Source organism: Pseudomonas sp. B14(2017) (assembly GCF_002113255.1).
Taxonomy (GTDB): domain Bacteria; phylum Pseudomonadota; class Gammaproteobacteria; order Pseudomonadales; family Pseudomonadaceae; genus Aquipseudomonas; species Aquipseudomonas putida_Z.
In genome coordinates this window covers 131781-148951 of sequence record NZ_NEJY01000006.1, presented here as the reverse complement: position 1 = coordinate 148951, position 17171 = coordinate 131781, and the positions used below count along the sequence as shown (strand labels likewise).

The window sequence follows — 17171 nt, the reverse complement described above, 5'->3', positions numbered from 1 at the left end:
GGCAGGATTATCCCTTTGCCCCTGAAGCGAAACTACAGGAACATTGGCCTGCACGTCACCTCCGCATGCCATCACCCATGCCGGAACGACAGGAATCCCGTGAATTAGCCAATATCAAGAGGCCATCCTTCGATGATCGCCCAGCTGCCGACCGTTGCCCCGAGCGCCAACTACCCCGAATTCCTCGAAGCCCTGCGCAACAGCGGCTTCCGTGGCCAGATCAGTGCCGACTACGGTACCCGCACGGTGCTGGCCACCGACAACTCGATCTACCAGCGCTTGCCACAGGCGGCGGTGTTCCCGCTGGACGCCGACGATGTGGCGCGGGTCGCCACGCTGATGGCCGAGGAGCGCTTCCAGCAGGTCAAGCTGACCCCGCGCGGCGGTGGTACCGGCACCAACGGGCAGTCGCTGACCGACGGTATCGTCGTCGACCTGTCGCGGCACATGAACAAGATCCTCGAAATCAACGTCGAGGAACGCTGGGTGCGGGTGCAGGCCGGTACCGTCAAGGACCAGCTCAACGCCGCGCTCAAGCCGCACGGGCTGTTCTTCGCCCCCGAGCTGTCCACCTCCAACCGCGCCACTGTCGGCGGCATGATCAACACCGATGCCAGCGGCCAGGGCAGCTGCACCTATGGCAAGACCCGCGACCACGTACTGGAGCTGCACAGCGTGCTGCTCGGTGGCGAGCGCCTGCACAGCCTGCCGATCGACGATGCCGCGCTGGAACAGGCCTGTGCCGCGCCCGGCCGGGTCGGCGAGGTGTACCGCATGGCGCGGGAGATCCAGGAAACCCAGGCCGACCTCATCGAAACCACCTTCCCCAAGCTCAACCGTTGCCTGACCGGCTACGACCTGGCGCACTTGCGCGACGAGCAGGGCCGCTTCAACCTCAACAGCGTGCTGTGCGGTGCCGAGGGCTCGCTGGGCTATGTGGTCGAAGCCAAGCTCAATGTGCTGCCGATCCCCAAGTACGCCGTGCTGGTCAACGTGCGTTACACCAGCTTCATGGATGCCCTGCGTGACGCCAACGCGCTGATGGCGCACAAGCCGCTGTCGATCGAGACCGTCGACTCCAAGGTGCTGATGCTGGCGATGAAGGACATCGTCTGGCACAGCGTTGCCGAATACTTCCCGGCCGACCCCGAGCGCCCGACCCTGGGCATCAACCTGGTGGAGTTCTGCGGCGACGAGCCGGCCGAGGTCAATGCCAAGGTGCAAGCGTTCATCCAGCACCTGCAAAGCGACACCAGCGTCGAGCGCCTGGGCCACACCCTGGCCGAGGGCGCCGAGGCGGTGACCCGCGTCTACACCATGCGTAAACGTTCGGTGGGCCTGCTGGGCAACGTCGAGGGCGAAGTGCGCCCGCAACCGTTCGTGGAAGACACCGCGGTACCGCCGGAGCAACTGGCCGACTACATCGCCGACTTCCGTGCACTGCTCGATGGCTACGGCCTGGCCTACGGCATGTTCGGCCACGTCGATGCCGGTGTGCTGCACGTGCGCCCGGCACTGGACATGAAGGACCCGGCCCAGGCCGCACTGGTCAAGCCGATTTCCGACGCCGTGGCGGCGCTGACCAAAAGCTATGGCGGCTTGCTGTGGGGCGAGCACGGCAAGGGCCTGCGTTCGGAATACGTGCCGGAGTATTTCGGCGAGCTGTACCCGGCGCTGCAGCGCCTGAAGGGCGCTTTCGACCCGCACAACCAGCTAAACCCGGGCAAGATCTGCACCCCGCCAGGCAGCGCCGAAGGCCTGACCAAGGTCGATGGCGTAACCCTGCGCGGCGACCTCGACCGCACCATTGACGAACGCGTGTGGCAGGACTTCCCTAGCGCCGTGCATTGCAACGGCAACGGCGCCTGCTACAACTACGACCCCAACGACGCCATGTGCCCGTCGTGGAAGGCCACCCGTGAACGCCAGCATTCGCCCAAGGGCCGTGCTTCGCTGATGCGCGAATGGCTGCGCCTGCAGGGCGAGGCCAACATCGACGTGCTGGCGGCGGCGCGCAACAAGGTGTCGTGGCTCAAGGGCCTGCCGGCACGCCTGCGCAACAACCGTGCGCGCAGCCAGGGCCAGGAAGACTTCTCCCATGAGGTGTACGACGCCATGGCTGGCTGCCTGGCGTGCAAGTCGTGCGCCGGGCAGTGCCCGATCAAGGTCAACGTGCCGGACTTCCGCTCGCGCTTCCTCGAGCTGTACCACGGCCGCTACCAGCGCCCGCTGCGTGACTACCTGATCGGTTCGCTGGAGTTCACCATCCCGTACCTGGCCCACGCGCCAGGGCTGTACAACGCGGTGATGGGCTCGAAGTGGGTGAGCAAGCTGCTGGCCGACAAGGTCGGCATGGTCGACAGCCCGCTGATCAGTCGCTTCAACTTCCAGGCCACCCTGACCCGCTGCCGCGTCGGCGTGGCCAGCGTGCCGGCCCTGCGTGAACTGACCCCGGCCCAGCGCGAGCGCAGCATCGTGCTGGTGCAGGATGCCTTTACCCGTTACTTCGAGACGCCGCTGCTGTCGGCCTTCATCGACCTGGCGCACCGCCTGGGCCACCGGGTGTTCCTGGCGCCGTACAGTGCCAACGGCAAGCCACTGCACGTTCAGGGCTTCCTCGGTGCGTTCGCCAAGGCGGCGATCCGCAATGCCACCCAGCTCAAGGCCCTGGCCGAGTGCGGCGTGCCGCTGGTGGGCCTGGACCCGGCGATGACCCTGGTGTATCGCCAGGAGTACCAGAAAGTGCCGGGCCTGGATGGCTGCCCGCAGGTGCTGTTGCCGCAGGAGTGGTTGATGGATGTGCTGCCGGAGCAGGCACCGACCGCGCCGGGCAATTTCCGCCTGATGGCGCACTGCACCGAGAAGACCAACGTGCCGGCCAGCACCAGGCAGTGGGAGCAGGTGTTCGCCCGCCTTGGCCTGAAACTGGTGACCGAGGCGACTGGCTGCTGCGGTATGTCGGGTACCTATGGGCACGAGGCGCGTAACCAGGACACTTCGCGGACCATCTTCGAGCAGTCGTGGGCGACCAAGCTGGACAAGGAAGGCGAGCCGCTGGCGACCGGTTACTCGTGCCGCAGCCAGGTCAAGCGCATGACCGAGCGGCAGATGCGCCACCCGCTGGAAGTGGTGCTGCAGTACGCTCAGCGCTGACCTTCAGGGCCCCGGGGGCTGCCTTGCAGCCCATCGCCGGCAAGCCAGCTCCCACAGGTGTAGCGTCAGCCTTGGTTCATGCGGCCCCTGTGGGAGCTGGCTTGCCGGCGATAGGGCCAGTGCAGGCAGTACATAAATCAGGTTTCCTGTGCGCGATCCCGCCTTCGTTGCGCCTGCCGATACAGATACAGGCTCAACACCAGCCCGCAAGCCGCCGCCGCTGCCGCAAACAGAAACATCGAAGCAAACCCGAACCCCGCCGCCACCGCGCCCACCAGCGGCCCGGTCACCCCAAGCGACAAATCGATGAACAGCGAATAAGCCCCTACCGCCGCCCCGCGGTTGGCCGCCGACACCTGGTTCACCGCCTCCACCCCCAGTGCCGGGAACACCAGCGAGAAGCCGAACCCGCTCAGCGCGGCCCCCGCCAACGCCAGTTCGGCGCTGGGCGCCAGCCACAGCATCAGCAGCCCGAGCGTTTCCACCGACAGGCAGGCGATCGCCACCCGGAACCCGCCAAGCCGGTTGATCAGGTTGCCGAACAGCAGTCGCGCACTGATGAAGCTGGCGCCGAACAGGCTCAGGGTCAGTGCCGCATTGGCCCAGCCGCGGCTGGCGTAATACAAGGTGATGAATGTGGCGATGGTGCCAAAGCCGATCGAGCCCAGGGCAAGCCCCGAGCCGTGCGGGAACACTTTGCCCAGCACCCGCAGGAACGGCAGGCGCACGCCACTGACGATCGGTGCGGCCTGTTTGGGCCAAGCCAGCAGCAACCCGAGCGCACACAGCAGGATGATGCTCACGCCCATGCTCCACAGGCCCAGGCTCTTGACCATCAGTACGCCCAACGGAGCGCCGATGGCCAGCGCGCCATAGCTGGCGATGCCGTTCCAGGAAATGACCTTGGCCGTGTTTTCGGCACCTACGCGGCCAATGCCCCAGCCAATCGCACCGGAGCCCACCAGGCTTTCCGCACTGCCAAGTACCAGGCGGCCGACCAGCAGGCAGGCCAGGCTCAGCCAGGGCAGGTGGGTGAGGAAGGCGCAGGCCAGCATGAACACCCCGCTGAGCCCGCAGCCGACCAGGCCATACATGACTGCCTTCTTGCTGCCGTGGTTGTCGATGATGCGGCTGGCGGTGGGCCGGCTGAGCAGGGTGGCCAGGTACTGCACGCTGATCACCAGGCCCGCGACCACGGCACTGAAGCCCAGATCGTTGTGCACATAGCCGGGCAATACGGCCAGCGGGATGCCGATGTTCAGGTAGCCGATGAAGGTGAAGAGGACGATGGAGACGACTTGCAGGGTGACCGCAAGGGGGCGCGGTGAGTGGGGCATGAGGGCCTACGTGGGTTCTGGACGGTGTGAAAACGTGATGACGGGGGTAGCCCGCAGGTCAGCCGTTTTCACACAGTCGGGGATGCGCGGTTATTCCTGGTCAGCGCTGGATTGATCGTCACCATCCTGCTCGACGGCAGCTGCCGGTTCGGCGTGAACGGTAACGGTTGGCTCTTCTGGGTTCAGGCTTGGGAAGGGAAGATTCGGGATTTCATGCATCTCGTCGTTCCTCGCAAGTGTGAGTGAAAAGTCTGCGCCAGGCGCGTTTGAAGCTTCGCAAAGCTGGGGCAGGATACACAAGTCTGGATGACAGTTTGGATTTTTTAGCGGTCGCTTGTCGGTTTTGCGGGCGAACAGCGGACATTTTTCCTGCAAAAAACTGGGGCCGCTTCGCGCCCCTTCGCGGGCACGCCCGCTCCCACAGGGACCGCGAAAATCAAGGATTACGCGGTCCCTGTGGGAGCGGGCGTGCCCGCGAAGGGGCGCGAAGCGGCCCCAGTTTCTCTGTGCTTACTTGCGGCCTTCAGCCGTCTCCGCCACCTTGTCGGTGCGTGCGCACATGATGAAGTCATTGCGGTGCAGGCCTTTGATCGAGTGGCTCCACCAAGTCACGGTGACCTTGCCCCACTCGGTCAGCAGGCCCGGGTGGTGGCCTTCGGCCTCGGCGATCTCGCCCACGGCATTGGTGAACGCCAGGGCGTGCTTGAAGTTCTTGAACAGGAACACGCGCTCCAGCTCCATGTGGCCGTCACGTACTTCGATGTTCCAGTCCGGGATTTCGCGAATCAGCTCGGCCAGCTCTTCGTCGGTGACCTTTGGTGCGTCGGCGCGGCAGGCTTCGCAATGGGCTTGGTTCAAGGCATTCATGTGGTGTTTTCCGGTTCGAGTTGTTATCGGCAAGGTCGCTCAGGCAGCGACCTTGGGTGGAAACTTCGGTGCGTGCAGGCCCAGCTGCATGGCTTTGTGAACCATGCCCATGATGTCTTCGTGGGCCAGGTCGAACAGACACTTCATGTTCGGCAGCACGAAATACAGCGGCTGCAGGATGTCGATGCGATACGGTGTGCGCATGGCTTCGATCGGGTCGAAGGCCTGGTGCTCGGGCTCGCCAGACAGACTGTAGACGGTCTCCTTTGGCGACGAGAGGATGCCGCCGCCATAGATCTTGCGGCCCTGCGCGGTTTCCATCAGGCCGAACTCGATGGTCATCCAGTACAGGCGCGCCAGGTACACGCGTTGTTCCTTGGTCGCGGCCAGGCCGAGCTTGCCGTAGGTATGGGTGAATTCGGCGAACCAGGGGTTGGTCAGCAGCGGGCAGTGGCCGAAGATCTCGTGGAAGATATCGGGCTCCTGCAGGTAGTCCAGCTCTTCCGGGGTACGGATGAAGGTGGCCACCGGGAAGCGCTTGCTGGCCAGCAGTTCGAAGAAGGTCTGGAAGGGGATCAGCGCAGGGACCCGGGCAACCTGCCAACCGGTGGTGGCGCCCAGCACCTTGTTGATCTCGCCCAGTTGCGGAATACGGTCATGAGGCAGCTTGAGCTGGTCGATGCCGTCCAGGTATTCCTGGCACGCGCGGCCTTCGATCACTTTCAGCTGACGGGTGATCAGGGTGTTCCATACCGCATGCTCTTGCTGCGGGTAATCGATAAAACCATGCGCATCGGGCTCGCGTGCCACGTATTGCGTCTGTTTCATGTGGCTCTCCTGGTGAGGGCTTTTCTTGTTATGTGCAGGACATGCCTTAGGAATATCCCTTCGCTGGCCGCTTTGCACGGGGTGGGCCAGTGGGCGGGGCTGGCTTTGAGCGACGTTTTCGTAACGATAATTTTACAAAAAGGCGCAGGTGTCGGAAAATCCGAGGCATCTGGCTGAAGCTTCGGCTGTTTTTGTCAGCTTATCTTTACGACTTTTCCGCGCGGTGTTGAAAAACATTGGCGCTTCGAGAGCCCTCATGCGTATCAAAGTGCATTGCCAGAACCGTATTGGCATCCTGCGCGACATCCTCAACCTGCTGGTGGAGTACGGCATCAACGTGCTGCGCGGCGAGGTGGGCGGTGACCATGGCAACGCCATCTACCTGCATTGCCCGAACCTGATCAATCTGCAGTTCCAGGCGCTGCGGCCGAAGTTCGAGGCGATTGCCGGGGTATTCGGTGTCAAGCGCGTGGGGCTTATGCCCAGCGAGCGCCGGCACATGGAGCTGAATGCGCTGCTGGGGGCGCTGGACTTCCCGGTGCTGTCGATCGACATGGGTGGCAGCATCGTCGCCGCCAACCGGGCCGCTGCGCAGCTGCTGGGGGTGCGGGTGGACGAGGTGCCGGGCATGCCGCTGGCGCGCTATGTGGAGGACTTCGACCTGCCAGAGCTGGTGCGCGCCAACAAGTCGCGCATCAACGGCCTGCGCATCAAGGTCAAGGGTGATGTGTTCCTGGCCGATATCGCGCCGCTGCAGTCCGAGCACGACGACAGCGAGGCGCTGGCCGGCGCGGTGCTGACCCTGCACCGCGCCGACCGTATCGGTGAGCGCATCTACAACGTGCGCAAGCAGGAGCTGCGCGGTTTCGACAGTATCTTCCAGAGCTCGCGGGTGATGGCTGCGGTGGTACGCGAGGCGCGGCGCATGGCGCCGCTGGACGCACCATTGCTGATCGAGGGCGAGACCGGCACCGGCAAGGAGTTGCTGGCGCGTGCCTGCCACTTGGCCAGCCCGCGCGGCCAGTCGCCGTTGATGGCGCTCAACTGCGCCGGGTTGCCCGAGTCGATGGCCGAGACCGAGCTGTTCGGTTACGGCCCCGGGGCATTCGAAGGGGCGCGGGCCGAGGGCAAGCTGGGGCTGCTGGAGCTGACCGCCGGTGGCACGCTGTTCCTTGACGGGGTAGGGGAGATGAGCCCGCGCCTGCAGGTGAAGCTGCTGCGTTTTCTGCAGGATGGCTGTTTCCGTCGTGTCGGCAGCGATGAAGAGGTGTACCTGGATGTGCGGGTGATCTGCGCGACCCAGGTGGATTTGTCCGAATTGTGTGCCCGTGGCGAGTTTCGCCAGGACCTGTATCACCGGCTCAATGTGTTGTCGCTGCACATTCCGCCATTGCGCGAATGCATGGATGGCCTGGAAGGATTGGTGCAGCACTTTCTCGACCAGGCCAGCCGACAGATCGGCTGCGCCATGCCGCGCCTGGCGCCGGCGGCGATGGACAAACTTGGCCAGTATCATTGGCCGGGTAATGTAAGGCAGTTGGAAAACGTGTTGTTCCAGGCGGTTTCGTTATGCGAGGGCGGCGTGGTCAAAAGTGAACATATACGTTTGCCGGATTACGGCGTGCGCCAACCGCTGGGTGAGTTTTCGCTGGATGGGGATCTTTCGCAGATTGTCGGGCGCTTTGAAAAAGCGGTGCTGGAAAGTTTGATGGGGGAATTCCCGAGTAGTCGGGCTTTAGGTAAAAGACTGGGTGTTTCGCATACGACTATTGCCAACAAGTTGAGGGATTATTCGTTGGGCAAGTCGGTAGATTAATAAGCGGTTGGTCAATAACCTGTTAATCAGGTGCAATATTCTTCGCGGGCTTGCCCGCTCCCACAAGTACCGCGCCAAATTCAAGGCAGGCGCTGTACCTGTGGGAGCGGGCAAGCCCGCGAATGGGGCCCGCAGGGCCCCCAATTCACAAGGTGTCAGCCGTTCGAGCAGCCGTTCCCCATCACGCGGTATTCGAGAATGTGCTTCTGGCCCTTGGAGTCCTCGTAGGTCATGCGGGCTGGCACGACTTCGCACACATTGGGCACTTCGCTCATGGAAATGACGCGGGCAATGTCCAGGTGCTGCGAGTAACTGTACTGTTCAACCGGAATCTGCTCGGCATCTTTGGCTTCGCCGGCCATCGCCGCGCCGCAAAGACTGCCAAGTACCAATACCAGTAAAGCTTTCATTTTCAATTTACCTGTCTAAGGTCGTGAGGGGGCACGCGGCGCTTATGGCGCCGCGAGTATTGCTAGTTTTAACTATCGGGTTTGGATGGGGATTAACGTTTGCCTTCGTGGGGGCTGTTACCAGTTGTTAATCGCCTTGCCGTTGCTGGCGAGGTGAATTTTATGGCTGGGGCCAAGGCCGAAACAGTGGGTCTTTTGATAAAGTGTTTTGACAGAATCTGTAACAATCCTCTGGTAAAGGGCCCCATTTTTTCCTCGCCATGGCTGTAAGGTGCGTGCCAGAGCGCTTTGTAAGGACGGGCGTACCAAATTACTACCAACGTCGAATGGCTTTTGTCGCTCTGGTACAGTTACAAACGGTTCCATACAAAAACAACTATTACACCGAGGTAACACAGATGAGTGCGGCTCCACTGTATCCCGTTCGTCCCGAGGTTGCGGCCACCACCCTGACCGACGAGGCCACCTACAAGGCCATGTACCAGCAGTCGGTGATCAACCCGGACGGCTTCTGGCGCGAGCAGGCCCAGCGCATCGACTGGATCAAGCCGTTCACCAAGGTCAAGCAGACCTCCTTCGACGACCACCACGTCGATATCAAATGGTTCGCTGACGGCACTCTGAACGTTTCCTCCAACTGCCTGGACCGCCACCTCGAAGAGCGCGGCGACCAGCTGGCCATCATCTGGGAAGGCGACGACCCTTCCGAACACCGCAACATCACCTACCGCGAGCTGCACGAGCAGGTCTGCAAGTTCGCCAACGCCCTGCGTGGCCAGGATGTGCACCGGGGTGACGTGGTCACCATTTATATGCCGATGATCCCCGAGGCCGTGGTCGCCATGCTGGCCTGTGCCCGTATCGGTGCGATCCATTCGGTGGTGTTCGGCGGCTTCTCGCCCGAGGCGCTGGCCGGCCGTATCATCGACTGCAAGTCCAAGGTCGTGATTACCGCCGACGAAGGCGTGCGCGGTGGCCGGCGTACCCCGCTCAAGGCCAACGTCGACCTGGCGCTGACCAACCCTGAAACCAACAGCGTGCAGAAGATCATCGTGTGCAAGCGCACCGGTGGCGACATTGCCTGGCACCAGCACCGCGACATCTGGTACGAAGACCTGATGAAAGTCGCCTCCAGCCACTGCGCGCCAAAAGAGATGGGTGCCGAGGAAGCGCTGTTCATCCTTTATACCTCTGGCTCCACCGGCAAGCCGAAGGGCGTGCTGCACACCACTGGCGGCTACCTGGTATACGCCGCGCTGACCCATGAGCGCGTGTTCGACTATCGCCCGGGCGAGGTGTACTGGTGCACCGCCGACGTGGGTTGGGTCACCGGCCACAGCTACATCGTCTACGGCCCGCTGGCCAACGGCGCCACCACCCTGCTGTTCGAAGGCGTGCCGAACTACCCCGACATCACCCGCGTGTCGAAGATCGTCGACAAGCACAAGGTCAACATCCTGTACACCGCGCCAACCGCCATCCGCGCGATGATGGCCGAAGGGCAGGCTGCTGTTGAAGGGGCCGATGGCTCCAGCCTGCGCCTGCTGGGCTCGGTGGGTGAGCCGATCAACCCCGAAGCCTGGAACTGGTACTACAAGACCGTGGGCAAGGAGCGTTGCCCGATCGTCGACACCTGGTGGCAGACCGAGACCGGCGGCATCCTGATCAGCCCGCTGCCGGGCGCTACCGGCCTCAAGCCGGGCTCGGCAACCCGCCCGTTCTTCGGCGTGGTGCCGGCGCTGGTGGACAACCTGGGCAACCTGATCGAGGGTGCCGCCGAAGGCAACCTGGTGATCCTCGATTCCTGGCCGGGCCAGTCGCGTTCGCTGTACGGCGACCACGACCGTTTCGTCGATACCTACTTCAAGACCTTCCGTGGCATGTACTTCACCGGCGACGGTGCGCGCCGCGACGAGGATGGCTACTACTGGATCACCGGCCGCGTGGATGACGTGCTGAACGTGTCCGGTCACCGCATGGGTACTGCCGAGATCGAAAGTGCCATGGTGGCGCATGCGAAAGTGGCCGAGGCCGCGGTGGTGGGTGTGCCGCACGACATCAAGGGGCAGGGCATCTATGTGTATGTCACCCTCAACGCCGGTATCGAGGCCAGCGAGCAGCTGCGCCTGGAGCTGAAGAACTGGGTGCGCAAGGAAATCGGCCCGATCGCCTCGCCGGATGTGATCCAGTGGGCGCCGGGGCTGCCGAAGACCCGGTCGGGCAAGATCATGCGCCGCATCCTGCGCAAGATTGCCACGGGTGAGTACGATGCCCTGGGCGATATCTCGACCCTGGCCGACCCGGGCGTGGTGCAGCACCTGATCGATACCCACAAGGCCATGAGCCTGGCTTCGGCCTGATAGCGAAGCAGGGCGCGGCCCCTGTAGGCGCCGCTTTGGGTGGGAGCGGGCATGCCCGCGAACACCGGCGCAGCCGGTGCCATCCACCGCGCCGTCTGCTTCGCGGGCACGCCCGCTCCCACACAAGGCCGCTCCTGCAGGGGCGTGTGCCGCCAACAAAACCCCGTCCGGGCAACCGGCGGGGTTTTTTGCTTTACTGTTACCCGACATTCATCGGTAACTGTTCTGTCACCGGCGCCGCACAATATCGGGGCGCCAGGAAACAAATCCGGCCTGTTTCAGTGCGTTTTCGCAGCCTTTTTTGCGACACGGCACGCTGCACTTGCCGTAATACAAGGCTTTGCCAATAATAGGCCCGGGAATTGCTAGTACTATAGGTTCTATTTCTTGCGCTCTTGCATATTTTGCAATGGCTGTCAACATCGCCCGCTGCCGTTTCAAGCGCTTCTGTAAGTAGTTGTCGCTTTGAAGAAATATCGACTACCGGGCTGTCGTTAAAATGCCAATCACTCGCTCGTGGTCTGCGACCTTGGTCGAACCCTGCGCGGCTCGCGTTGTACCCATTCGCATATCGGGCAGCCGTTACCTGCCTTGTATTGCTCCGTACCGATGGAGTTACCTGATGAAGAAGCTCGCACTGCTTGGCGCCCTGGCGCTGTCCGTGTTTTCCCTGGTGTCGCAGGCCGATGAAAAACCGCTGAAAATCGGCATCGAAGCCGCCTACCCACCCTTCGCCTTCAAGCAGCCAGACGGCAGCATTGCCGGTTTTGACTACGACATCGGCAACGCCCTGTGCGAAGAGATGAAAGCCAAGTGCACCTGGGTCGAGCAGGAGTTCGACGGCCTGATCCCGGCGCTGAAAGTGCGCAAGATCGACGCCATCCTGTCGTCCATGTCGATCACCGAAGACCGCAAGAAATCGGTCGACTTCACCAAGCGCTACTACCTGACCCCGGCGCGCCTGGTGATGAAGGAAGGTACCGCCGTCAGCGACAGCCTGGATGAGCTCAAGGGCAAGAAGATTGGTGTGCAGCGCGGTTCGATCCACGACCGCTTCGCCAAGGAAGTACTGGGCGCCAAAGGTGCCACCGTGGTTCCTTACGGCACCCAGAACGAAATCTACCTGGACGTGGCAGCTGGCCGCCTCGATGGCACCGTGGCTGACGCCACCCTGCTGGAAGACGGCTTCCTCAAGACCGACGCCGGCAAGGGCTTCGCCTTCGTAGGCCCGGCCTTCACCGACGCCAAGTACTTCGGTGACGGCATCGGTATTGCCGTGCGCAAGGGTGACAAGGTCAACGTCGACCGCATCAACGCGGCCATCGACGCCATCCGTGCCAACGGCAAGTACAAAGAAATCGAGAAGAAGTACTTCAACTTCGACATCTACGGTCCAGACTCGAACTAAGACGTCGGGTTTCACCTGTGCAATGGTGCAAACAGCAGAGGCTCTGAGGTTTGCACCATTTTTCATTCTCTAGGTCGAGGACCTCATCATGTTGAAAGGCTACGGGGCAGTCATCCTCGACGGGGCGTGGCTGACGCTTCAGCTCGCCCTGTCGTCGATGGCCCTGGCCATCGTGCTCGGCCTGATCGGTGTGGCGCTGCGCTTGTCGCCGGTGCGCTGGCTGGCCTGGCTGGGCGATCTGTATTCCACGGTGATTCGTGGTATTCCGGACCTGGTCCTGATCCTGCTGATCTTCTACGGCGGGCAGGACATCATCAACCGGGTTGCGCCGCTGCTCGGTTATGAAGACTACATCGACCTGAATCCGCTGATCGCGGGTATCGGTACCCTGGGCTTCATCTTTGGTGCCTACCTGTCGGAAACCTTCCGCGGTGCGTTCCTCGGTATTCCGAAAGGCCAGGCCGAAGCGGGTGTGGCGTATGGCATGAGCAACCGCCAGGTGTTCTTCCGCATCCAGGTGCCGCAAATGATTCGCCTGGCGATCCCGGGCTTCACCAACAACTGGCTGGTGCTGACCAAGGCCACCGCGCTGATTTCGGTAGTGGGCCTGCAGGACATGATGTTCAAGGCCAAGCAGGCGGCCGACGCCACCCGCGAGCCTTTCACCTTCTTCCTGGCGGTGGCGGCCCTGTACCTGGTGCTGACCAGCATCTCGCTGCTGGCCCTGAAGTATCTCGAGCGCCGCTACTCGGTTGGCGTCAAGGTGGCTGAACTATGATCTTCGACTACAACGTCGTCTGGGAGGCACTGCCGATGTACTTCGGCGGCCTGCTGACCACCCTCAAGCTGCTGGCGATTTCGCTGTTCTTCGGGCTGCTGGCAGCCATTCCGCTGGGCCTGATGCGGGTGTCCAGGCAGCCAGCGGTCAATCTCGTGGCGTGGCTGTACACCTACGTGATCCGCGGCACGCCGATGCTGGTGCAGCTGTTCCTGATCTACTACGGCCTGGCGCAGTTCGAGGCGGTGCGCGAAAGCTTCCTGTGGCCGCTGCTGTCCAGCGCTACCTTCTGCGCCTGCCTGGCGTTCGGCATCAACACCAGTGCCTACACCGCCGAAATCATCGCCGGCAGCCTCAAGGCCACGCCCCATGGCGAAATCGAGGCGGCCAAGGCCATGGGCATGTCGCGCATGAAGATGTACCGGCGCATCCTGCTGCCGTCGGCCCTGCGCCGGGCGCTGCCGCAGTACAGCAACGAAGTGATCATGATGCTGCAGACCACCAGCCTGGCGTCGATCGTCACCCTGATCGACATCACTGGCGCTGCGCGCACGGTCAATGCCCAGTACTACCTGCCTTTCGAGGCCTATATCACGGCGGGCGTGTTCTACCTGTGCCTGACCTTCATCCTGGTGCGCCTGTTTAAGATGGCCGAACGCCGCTGGCTCGGCTACCTGGCGCCGCGCAAGCACTGACCGCTTTGTGAGAATCGACAGCATGTACAAACTCGAAGTCCAAGACCTGCACAAGCGCTACGGCAGCCATGAAGTGCTCAAGGGCGTGTCCCTGTCGGCCAAGGCAGGCGATGTCATCAGCATCATCGGCTCCAGCGGTTCGGGCAAGTCGACCTTCCTGCGCTGCATCAACCTGCTGGAGCAGCCGCACGCCGGCAAGATCCTGCTCAACAACGAAGAGTTGAAGCTGGTACCGGGCAAGGACGGCGCGCTCAAGGCCGCCGACCCGCGTCAGCTGCAGCGCATGCGCTCGCGCCTGTCGATGGTTTTCCAGCACTTCAACCTGTGGTCGCACATGACCGCGCTGGAAAACATCATCGAAGCGCCAGTGCATGTGCTGGGCGTGAACCGCAAGGAAGCCCTGGAAAAGGCCGAGCACTACCTGGCCAAGGTGGGTGTCGCTCATCGCAAGGACGCTTTCCCGGGGCACATGTCCGGCGGCGAGCAGCAGCGTGTGGCAATTGCCCGGGCGCTGGCCATGGAGCCGGAGGTCATGCTGTTCGACGAGCCGACCTCGGCGCTGGACCCGGAACTGGTGGGCGATGTGCTCAAGGTGATGCAGGCGCTGGCCCAGGAAGGCCGCACCATGGTGGTGGTGACCCACGAAATGGGCTTTGCCCGTGAGGTGTCCAACCAGCTGGTGTTCCTGCACAAGGGCCTGGTGGAAGAAACCGGCTGCCCGCGCGAAGTGCTGGCCAACCCGCAGTCGGAGCGCCTGAAGCAGTTCCTCTCCGGCAGCCTGAAGTAAAAACTGCAATTTTGCACCAGAATAGGGCATGCTGCGCGGCGAGCGCAGCCTGACCCGGCGCACAGACTCGAACGACCTCAGGTTTCGGACCGCACCCTATGACCACCCAGCGAATCGGTTTTCTCATTTGGCCCAGCACCCGGCCCTTGACCCTGGCGCTGGCCGAGGAAGTGTTGCAGGTGGCGCAGCGGGTGCACCCGGAGGTGGTCTACGAGCTGGTCTTCCTGCAGGCGGAGCCGGCGCAAGAGGGCAACTGGCGCCTGCCGGGCGAGCCGTGGAACGGCCGCCTTGAGGGGTGCCAAAAGCTGTTCCTGTTGGCTGACGAGCAGCCGCCGGCGGTGGGGGCTGCGTTGTCGGCGGCGCTCAAGCAACTGGCGCGCAGTGGCTGCATGATCGGCGGCCTGTCGGCTGGGGTCTACCCCTTGGCGATGCTGGGCCTGCTCGACGGTTACCGGGCTGCGGTGCACTGGCGCTGGCAGGATGATTTTGCCGAGCGCTTCCCCAAGGTCATCGCCACCAGCCACCTGTTCGACTGGGACCGCGATCGCCTGACCGCTTGTGGCGGCATGGCCGTTACCGACCTGCTGCTGGCGGTGCTGGCCCGTGACCACGGGGCGGAGCTGGCCGGGGCAGTGTCGGAGGAACTGGTGGTCGAGCGCATCCGCGAGGGTGGCGAGCGCCAGCGCATTCCGCTGCAGAACCGCCTGGGCTCCAGCCACCCCAAGCTGACCCAGGCGGTGCTGCTGATGGAGGCCAACATCGAAGAGCCGCTGACCACCGACGAAATTGCCCAGCACGTGTGCGTTTCGCGCCGGCAGCTGGAGCGTATCTTCAAGCAGTACCTGAACCGCGTGCCGAGCCAGTACTACCTGGAGCTGCGGCTGAACAAGGCGCGGCAGATGCTGATGCAGACCAGCAAGTCGATCATCCAGATCGGGCTGTCCTGCGGCTTCTCCTCGGGGCCGCATTTTTCCAGTGCCTACCGCAACTTCTTTGGCGCAACGCCGCGGGAAGACCGCAATCAGAGGCGTAGCAGCAGCCCGTTCGAACTGAGCTCGGCGCCTGCCGAAAAAGGCTGATTGCCCTGTAGTCTGTACTGGCCCTATCGCCGGCAAGCCAGCTCCCACAGGATCACCACAGGCCTTGATGGTTACGGGGCACTTGTGGGAGCGGGCGTGCCCGCGAATCGGCCGGTACAGGCAGCCACGCTTCTATATGTGTACACCCGTTCACCCAGCCCCCTCTCTCCCGTACACTGCGCGATTGCGACAGTGTTTGTCGCATTGCCGAAAGCCTTGTCAAAACTGGGTTTTGCGCTGTAACAAGTTGTCGCTTGGCCGCAAGGACAGGCGCGGATCAGTCCTTACAATCCCCCCATCGCTCGCCACTTCCAGGCCAGCGTTCCTCTTCAGGAGACTCAGATGTCCGTTGAGCAAGCCCCGGTGCAACGTGCCGATTTCGACCAGGTCATGGTCCCCAACTATTCTCCGGCGGCCTTCATTCCTGTGCGAGGCGAGGGTTCCCGCGTCTGGGACCAGTCGGGTCGCGAATTGATCGACTTTGCCGGTGGCATCGCGGTCAACGCCCTGGGCCACTGCCACCCGGCACTGGTCAAGGCCCTGACCGAGCAAGCCAACACCCTCTGGCACGTATCCAACGTGTTCACCAACGAGCCGGCCCTGCGCCTGGCCCACAAGCTGGTGGACGCCACCTTTGCCGACCGTGCGTTCTTCTGCAACTCCGGCGCCGAGTCCAACGAGGCCGCCTTCAAGCTGGCCCGTCGCGTTGCCCACGACCGCTTCGGCCCGGAAAAGCACGAAATCATCGCCACCGTGAACAGCTTCCACGGCCGTACCCTGTTCACCGTCAGCGTCGGTGGCCAGCCGAAGTACTCCGATGGCTTCGGCCCGAAGATCACCGGCATCAGCCATGTGCCGTACAACGACCTGGAAGCGCTGAAGGCACAGATTTCCGACAAGACCTGCGCCGTGGTGATCGAGCCGATCCAGGGCGAGAGCGGCGTGGTGCCGGCCGACAAGGCCTACCTGGAAGGCGCGCGCAAACTGTGTGACGAACACAACGCCCTGCTGATCTTCGACGAAGTGCAGACCGGCGTTGGCCGTACCGGTTCGCTGTATGCCTACCAGCACTACGGCGTTACCCCGGACATCCTGACCAGCGCCAAGAGCCTGGGCGGCGGTTTCCCGATCGGTGCCATGCTCACCACCACCGAGCTGGCCAAGCACCTGGCCGTCGGCACCCACGGCACCACCTACGGCGGCAACCCGCTGGGCTGCGCCGTCGCCTGCGCGGTGCTGGATGTGGTCAACACCCCGGAAACCCTGGCCGGCATCAAGGCCAAGCATGAGCGCTTCAAGGTCCGCCTGGAGCAGATCGGCCAGAAGTACAACCTGTTCAGCCAAGTGCGTGGCGTTGGCCTGCTGCTGGGCTGCGTGCTGACCGAAGCCTGGAAAGGCAAGGCCAAGGACGTGCTCAACGCCGCCGAGAAAGAAGGCGTGATGGTGCTGCAGGCCGGCCCGGATGTGGTCCGCTTCGCGCCAAGCCTGGTGGTTGAAGACGCCGACATCGACGAAGGCCTGGACCGCTTCGAGCGCGCCGTGGCCACCCTGACCAAGGGCTGATCCGCCTGCGGTTCCTTCGCCGGCCCCGGTGCAGGCTCAACCCGAGCCTGTACCGGGGCCGGTGATACCCGATTCCAGTGCAGGTGCCAG

The 17171-nt window shown here is 63.0% G+C and carries 14 protein-coding genes; 9 read left to right on the top strand and 5 right to left on the bottom strand.

Translation table 11 applies throughout. The features are described 5' to 3' along the window. Nucleotides 1–132 precede the first annotated feature (132 nt). On the top strand, nt 133–3153 hold the full coding sequence (locus tag CAG34_RS08020) for an FAD-binding and (Fe-S)-binding domain-containing protein (protein ID WP_075045967.1): 3021 nt from the start codon (nt 133–135) through the stop codon (nt 3151–3153). Between the two features lie 137 nt (nt 3154–3290). Here the strand turns inward: CAG34_RS08020 and CAG34_RS08015 are convergent, their stop codons facing one another. The 4 genes from CAG34_RS08015 to phhA all read right to left on the bottom strand — a co-directional run bounded on the left by CAG34_RS08015 (nt 3291) and on the right by phhA (nt 6185). Next, nucleotides 3291–4490, bottom strand: a complete 1200-nt coding sequence (locus tag CAG34_RS08015; protein WP_075045966.1) for an MFS transporter — start codon at nt 4488–4490, stop codon at nt 3291–3293. 90 nt (nt 4491–4580) lie between these two features. Beyond that, nucleotides 4581–4709, bottom strand: a complete 129-nt coding sequence (locus tag CAG34_RS29160) for a hypothetical protein (protein ID WP_015271274.1) — start codon at nt 4707–4709, stop codon at nt 4581–4583. Nucleotides 4710–5000: 291 nt separating this feature from the next. Beyond that, a complete protein-coding gene (locus CAG34_RS08010) occupies nt 5001–5357 on the bottom strand; it encodes a 4a-hydroxytetrahydrobiopterin dehydratase (RefSeq protein ID WP_003254532.1) in 357 nt (118 codons plus the stop codon). A gap of 39 nt (nt 5358–5396) precedes the next feature. Continuing rightward, the gene (gene phhA / locus CAG34_RS08005; protein WP_025340130.1) at nt 5397–6185 is read right to left on the bottom strand and encodes a phenylalanine 4-monooxygenase; all 789 of its coding nucleotides are present in this window, start codon (nt 6183–6185) and stop codon (nt 5397–5399) included. A 256-nt stretch (nt 6186–6441) separates the two neighbouring features. Between phhA and CAG34_RS07995 the strand changes: the two genes are divergently transcribed. Continuing rightward, on the top strand, nt 6442–8001 hold the full coding sequence (locus CAG34_RS07995; protein ID WP_024087504.1) for a sigma-54-dependent phenylalanine hydroxylase transcriptional regulator PhhR: 1560 nt from the start codon (nt 6442–6444) through the stop codon (nt 7999–8001). A gap of 155 nt (nt 8002–8156) precedes the next feature. Here the strand turns inward: CAG34_RS07995 and CAG34_RS07990 are convergent, their stop codons facing one another. After that, complete coding sequence (locus CAG34_RS07990; protein ID WP_003260110.1) at nt 8157–8411, bottom strand: DUF2790 domain-containing protein; 255 nt, start codon at nt 8409–8411, stop codon at nt 8157–8159. A gap of 398 nt (nt 8412–8809) precedes the next feature. Here CAG34_RS07990 and acs point away from each other — a divergent pair, with 398 nt between their 5' ends. The 7 genes from acs to CAG34_RS07955 all read left to right on the top strand — a co-directional run bounded on the left by acs (nt 8810) and on the right by CAG34_RS07955 (nt 17081). Continuing rightward, nucleotides 8810–10771 (top strand): acetate--CoA ligase, encoded by a 1962-nt coding sequence (acs, locus tag CAG34_RS07985; protein ID WP_015271271.1) that lies wholly within the window; start codon nt 8810–8812, stop codon nt 10769–10771. A 622-nt stretch (nt 10772–11393) separates the two neighbouring features. Continuing rightward, entirely contained in the window at nt 11394–12179 is a 786-nt protein-coding gene (locus CAG34_RS07980) for an ABC transporter substrate-binding protein (RefSeq protein WP_085589099.1), read from the top strand. Between the two features lie 88 nt (nt 12180–12267). After that, nucleotides 12268–12957, top strand: coding sequence for an ABC transporter permease (locus CAG34_RS07975; RefSeq protein ID WP_003260113.1), 690 nt, complete (start codon nt 12268–12270; stop codon nt 12955–12957). Next, complete coding sequence (locus CAG34_RS07970; protein ID WP_085589096.1) at nt 12954–13652, top strand: ABC transporter permease; 699 nt, start codon at nt 12954–12956, stop codon at nt 13650–13652. The genes CAG34_RS07975 and CAG34_RS07970 overlap by 4 nt, the downstream gene beginning before the upstream one ends. Nucleotides 13653–13674: 22 nt before the next feature. Next, on the top strand, nt 13675–14439 hold the full coding sequence (locus tag CAG34_RS07965; RefSeq protein WP_025340127.1) for an ABC transporter ATP-binding protein: 765 nt from the start codon (nt 13675–13677) through the stop codon (nt 14437–14439). Between the two features lie 98 nt (nt 14440–14537). After that, entirely contained in the window at nt 14538–15518 is a 981-nt protein-coding gene (gene argR / locus CAG34_RS07960; protein ID WP_085589094.1) for a transcriptional regulator ArgR, read from the top strand. Between the two features lie 342 nt (nt 15519–15860). Continuing rightward, the gene (locus CAG34_RS07955; RefSeq protein ID WP_013973653.1) at nt 15861–17081 is read left to right on the top strand and encodes an aspartate aminotransferase family protein; all 1221 of its coding nucleotides are present in this window, start codon (nt 15861–15863) and stop codon (nt 17079–17081) included. Nucleotides 17082–17171 lie beyond the last annotated feature (90 nt).